Raw genomic sequence first — 4,683 nt, 5'->3', positions numbered from 1 at the left:
CCGCTCTATCGCTTTGATTTTCCATCCCTTTGGAATATCTTTAGCTTGACTTATTTTCACGTTCCCTTCGTTTTGAACCTTTTCAAAGGTAAAACGGGGGGAACTTTTTTCCCAATTCTGAACACCCTACCCTTCGGGGTTTGTGTTAGAAGATGATTAAAACCAGATCGCCACCAAAAGGTCGATCAACTTGATGCCAATGAAGGGCAAAACCACTCCACCCACACCATACACCAACAAATTGCGCCGCAACAAGGCCTCCGCCCCAATCGGACGATAAGCCACCCCTCGCAATGCCAACGGAATTAGCATCGGAATGATGATGGCATTAAAAATCACCGCCGACAAAATGGCACTTTCCGGGCTGTTCAAGCCCATGATGTTCAGCGACTGCAAGGCTGGCAATGAAGCCATAAACAAAGCCGGGACGATGGCAAAATACTTGGCCACGTCGTTGGCGATGCTGAAGGTGGTCAGGGTGCCCCGGGTGATCAGCAACTGTTTGCCAATTTCAATCACCTCGATGAGTTTGGTGGGGTCATTGTCCAGGTCCACCATGTTGCCCGCTTCTTTGGCCGCTTGGGTACCACTGTTCATGGCTACCCCTACGTCTGCTTGCGCCAGGGCTGGCGCATCGTTGGTACCGTCGCCCATCATGGCTACGAGGCGGCCATCGGCTTGCTCGCGACGGATGTAGGCCAGTTTGTCTTCGGGCTTGGCTTCGGCGATGAAGTCATCGACTCCGGCTTTTTCGGCAATGTACTTGGCAGTGAGTGGGTTGTCTCCGGTGACCATCACGGTTTTTACCCCCATGCGCCGCAGGCGTTCAAAACGTTCGCGGATACCGGGTTTGATGATGTCCTGCAATTCAATGACTCCAAGCACATGGCCGTTTTGGGCGACTACCAGCGGGGTTCCACCATTGTTAGAAATGTCTTTGACCGTTTGGCTGGTCTCAGGAGGAAAGGTATTGCCCGCTTGTTGGGCCAGGCGTAAAATCGCATCTTGAGCGCCCTTGCGAATGTCGGTTTGATCACTCAGAATCACCCCACTGGTGCGGGTTTCAGCAGTAAACTTGATCAATTGCGCGCCCATAATGCTGGCATTTTTGACTACATTTTCACCAGCCAATTCCAGGATACTTTTGCCTTCAGGGGTATCATCCGCCAATGAACTTAGCACACAAGCTTTGATGAAATCGCCTTGATCCACCCCGGGAGCAGGGTAGAAGCGGGTGGCTTTGCGGTTACCGATGGTGATGGTACCCGTTTTATCGAGGAGCAACACGTCGATGTCGCCCGCAGTTTCTACCGCTTTACCCGATTTGGTGATGACGTTGGCTCGCAAGGCCCGATCCATGCCCGCAACACCAATCGCCGACAAAAGGCCGCCAATGGTAGTCGGAATCAAACAGACAAAGAGGGCAACAAAAGCGGCTATGGTAATCGGTGTGCCCGCATAGTCCCCAAACGGCTTTAAAGTCACACAAACCATAATGAAGATCAAGGTGAAGCCAGCCAGCAATACGGTCAGTGCAATTTCGTTGGGTGTTTTTTGGCGGGAAGCCCCTTCCACCAGGGCGATCATTTTGTCCAAAAAGGATTCTCCGGGTTGGGTGGTTACTTCCACTTTGATGCGGTCAGAAAGCACCTTGGTGCCCCCGGTGACGCTGCTTTTATCACCTCCTGCTTCCCGAATCACGGGCGCGGATTCTCCGGTGATGGCCGATTCGTCAATGGTAGCCAGGCCTTCGATGATTTCGCCGTCCATGGGAATGGTGTCGCCTGCTTCGCAAAGGAAAATGTCACCTTTTTTGAGGGCGGATGAACTGAGCATTTCCTGTTTGCCATTGCGCAACACTTTGGCGGGGGTATCCTCGCGGGTTTTACGCAGGGATTCGGCCTGGGCTTTGCCGCGCGCTTCAGCGATGGCTTCGGCAAAGTTGGCGAACAAAACCGTCAGAAACAGGACGATGAAAACCATCAAGTTGTATCCAAAACTACCCTGGCTGCTGTCCCCGCTGAGCAGGGAGTAGATGGTCATGACGAGCATGATGGCGGTGCCAAGCTCTACGGTGAACATGACGGGGTTGCGGTAGAGTAGCACAGGATTGAGTTTGCGAAAGGCTTCCACTAAAGCCGGGCGGAGTAGTTCGACTGCAAAAAGGGAAGCGCTTTTATGTTGGTTTGACATGAGTTACAAGAATTAGAAAAATGAAGGTATAGTGGTTGATTTGGGTACTTTTCGTCCGCTTCAGAACCCCCGACCCCTGGAAGGGGAGTACAGCTTACGTTAGATCGAAATCCTACCTTTTTCTCGAATAAAAGGTTGGACTCTAAATTGCCTAAAATGTACTCCCCTTCCAGGGGTCGGGGGTTCTGAGGCAAAAGCACAACACTGGATTCAACCCATAAAAATGTGTTTTTGTACATTGCTTAATGCCCCAACGAAAAGTACTCAGCCAATGGCCCAAGTGCCAAAGCGGGGAAGAAGGACAAGGCCGCAACAATAAAAATCACCGCAAAAGTCATCACCCCAAACGTAGGTGTATCCACTCGCAGCGTACCCGAACTTTCCGGGATGTACTGCTTTTGAGCCAACAAACCCGCGATGGCTACCGGGCCAATGATCGGCAAATAACGCCCCAAAATGAGTACAATACCCGTGCTGAAATTCCAGAAAAAGTTGTTGTCGCCCAGGCCTTCAAAACCACTGCCGTTGTTGGCCGAAGCAGAAGTATACTCGTACAATAGTTCGCTGAAACCGTGATTGCCGGGGTTGTTCAACCAGTTGCCGGGTTTTACCGCCCAATCCAAATCCGGGTGATGCACCACTAAATAACTGCTCAAGGCCGTACCCACCAGAATCAGGAAAGGGTGCAACAAGGTGATCAGGGTGGCGATTTTCATTTCCCGGATTTCTACTTTTTTGCCCAATAATTCCGGCGTGCGCCCTACCATCAGGCCACTGATAAACACCGCCACAATGATAAAAATGTAGTAGTTGAGCAACCCCACTCCGACTCCACCATAGAGGGCGTTGATCATCATGTCTAGCATTTGTAAAAAGCCGCTGAAGGGGGTCATACTGTCGTGCATGGAGTTGACCGAACCATTGGAAGTCGCAGTGGTGGCGATCCCCCAAAGCGCGGAGGCTTCGGCCCCCAGGCGGATTTCTTTGCCTTCCATACTGCCCAGGCTCTGATCGATTCCCAGGGCGCTGATGGCCGGGTTGCCAGCAGTTTCCGCGCGAATGGTACCGACTACAAAGCTCAAAAAGCCAATTGACATCACCCCAAAAATCACCCAGGCCAGGCGTCGCCGCCGCAGGTAATACCCCAGGGCAAAAACCATCGCCATGGGGATGAGCAGAATGGAAACGGTTTGCAGGATGTTGCTGAGGAAGTTGGGATTTTCCAGGGGGTGGGCCGAGTTGACCCCAAAAAAACCGCCACCATTGGTTCCCAACTGTTTGATGGCAATCATGGCAGCGGCTGGGCCTTGGGATATACTCTGTTCAATCCCTTGCAGTGTAGTTAAGGTTATTTTTCCATCCATCGTCATGGGCGTACCACTTGCGGCCAGTGCCAGTGCAACTACAATGGACAAAGGCAATAATACCCGGGTGATGCTCAAGACGAAATAATTGTAAAAGTTGCCGATGGTGCCTGATTGTTTTTCCTTCATGGCTTTGTACACGCCAGCCAGGGCTGCCATACCCGTGGCTGCACTGACAAATTGGAAAAACATCACCACCGCTACCTGGCTAAGGTAGGACATTCCGGTTTCGCCAGAATAGTGTTGCAGGTTACAATTGACCACGAAACTGATGACCGTATTGAAGGCCAAATCAGGGCTCATATTGGGGTTACCGTCTGGATTAAAAGGCAAATTGCCCTGGTAAAGCAGCATGATGAACCCATATACAAACCACAACAGGTTGATGGTAACCAGGGCGCGCAAAAAGCGTTGCCAGCTCATTTCTTCTTGTGGATTGACTCCACCAATGCGATGCAACAGACGTTCCAGCGGACGCATAAAATCTGTCCAGACTGGTTCGCCTCGGTAAACCTTGGCCATGTACCGGCCCAGCGGAATGGCTAAACCAACGCTCAAGGCCAGGATGGCGATTACGCCAAATAAGTTGGTATTCATTTTGATTGAATTTAAACAAACTCAGAGGTGGAATTAGAATTTTTCTGGCTTCAACAGTACGTAAATCAGGTACCCAAACACCAGTAAACAAAGGATGAACAGTGCGATGAACATGGCGTTGTGGATTTAAATGTGATCAAATCGGTCGGTGACCCAGAAAAAGAGGGCGAAACAAATCAAGCCCGCAATCAATAATGCTGCTGCAATGAGCGTGTCCATACGTTTGGATTTTGATACGTAGCGGTAAGGCCAAAATTGATGCCAGGAAAATGGCAGGCGATTTTCGGGTTGAAAATCAGAGAGATGGGAGTTTTTGGAAAGAACTGGGCAGTCGAAAACCGTGCAGAAATGGAAATGGGTATGCGGAAATGGAAGGGTGGGGACAACGCCAGGGCAAACGCATTAAAATTGGAAAAAAGGATGAGAAGCCCTAGCTTTGGAAAAAGTCAATGGGAGAAAGAATTCAATCAGCGCAACTCCAATCTTTAATTGCTCGTTTTGAGGATATTAAAGATAAGAGAATAAAAAG

General features: G+C 50.4%; 4 protein-coding genes. 1 reads left to right on the top strand and 3 read right to left on the bottom strand.

The window, feature by feature from the left end; genetic code table 11:
* Positions 1-156: 156 nt before the first annotated feature.
* The 3 genes from kdpB to SFV55_RS30210 form a co-directional block, all read right to left on the bottom strand.
* Complete coding sequence (gene kdpB / locus SFV55_RS14055) at positions 157-2,193, bottom strand: potassium-transporting ATPase subunit KdpB (RefSeq protein WP_320030146.1); 2,037 nt, start codon at positions 2,191-2,193, stop codon at positions 157-159.
* A 242-nt stretch (positions 2,194-2,435) separates the two neighbouring features.
* Positions 2,436-4,154 carry a potassium-transporting ATPase subunit KdpA gene (gene kdpA, locus SFV55_RS14050; RefSeq protein ID WP_320030145.1) on the bottom strand — a complete coding sequence of 573 codons (1,719 nt, stop codon included), beginning with the start codon at positions 4,152-4,154 and terminating at the stop codon, positions 2,436-2,438.
* 33 nt (positions 4,155-4,187) lie between these two features.
* Positions 4,188-4,268: a potassium-transporting ATPase subunit F gene (locus tag SFV55_RS30210; RefSeq protein WP_413776708.1), complete on the bottom strand. Its 81-nt coding sequence runs from the start codon at positions 4,266-4,268 to the stop codon at positions 4,188-4,190.
* Positions 4,269-4,412: 144 nt separating this feature from the next.
* Between SFV55_RS30210 and SFV55_RS14045 the strand changes: the two genes are divergently transcribed.
* The gene (locus tag SFV55_RS14045; RefSeq protein WP_320030144.1) at positions 4,413-4,643 is read left to right on the top strand and encodes a hypothetical protein; all 231 of its coding nucleotides are present in this window, start codon (positions 4,413-4,415) and stop codon (positions 4,641-4,643) included.
* The last annotated feature ends 40 nt before the right edge of the window (positions 4,644-4,683 follow it).

This window comes from Haliscomenobacter sp. (genome assembly GCF_033763495.1).
Taxonomy (GTDB): Bacteria; Bacteroidota; Bacteroidia; order Chitinophagales; family Saprospiraceae; genus Haliscomenobacter.
The sequence above is the reverse complement of the archived record's forward strand: the minus strand, read 5'-3'. Positions and strand labels throughout refer to the sequence as shown.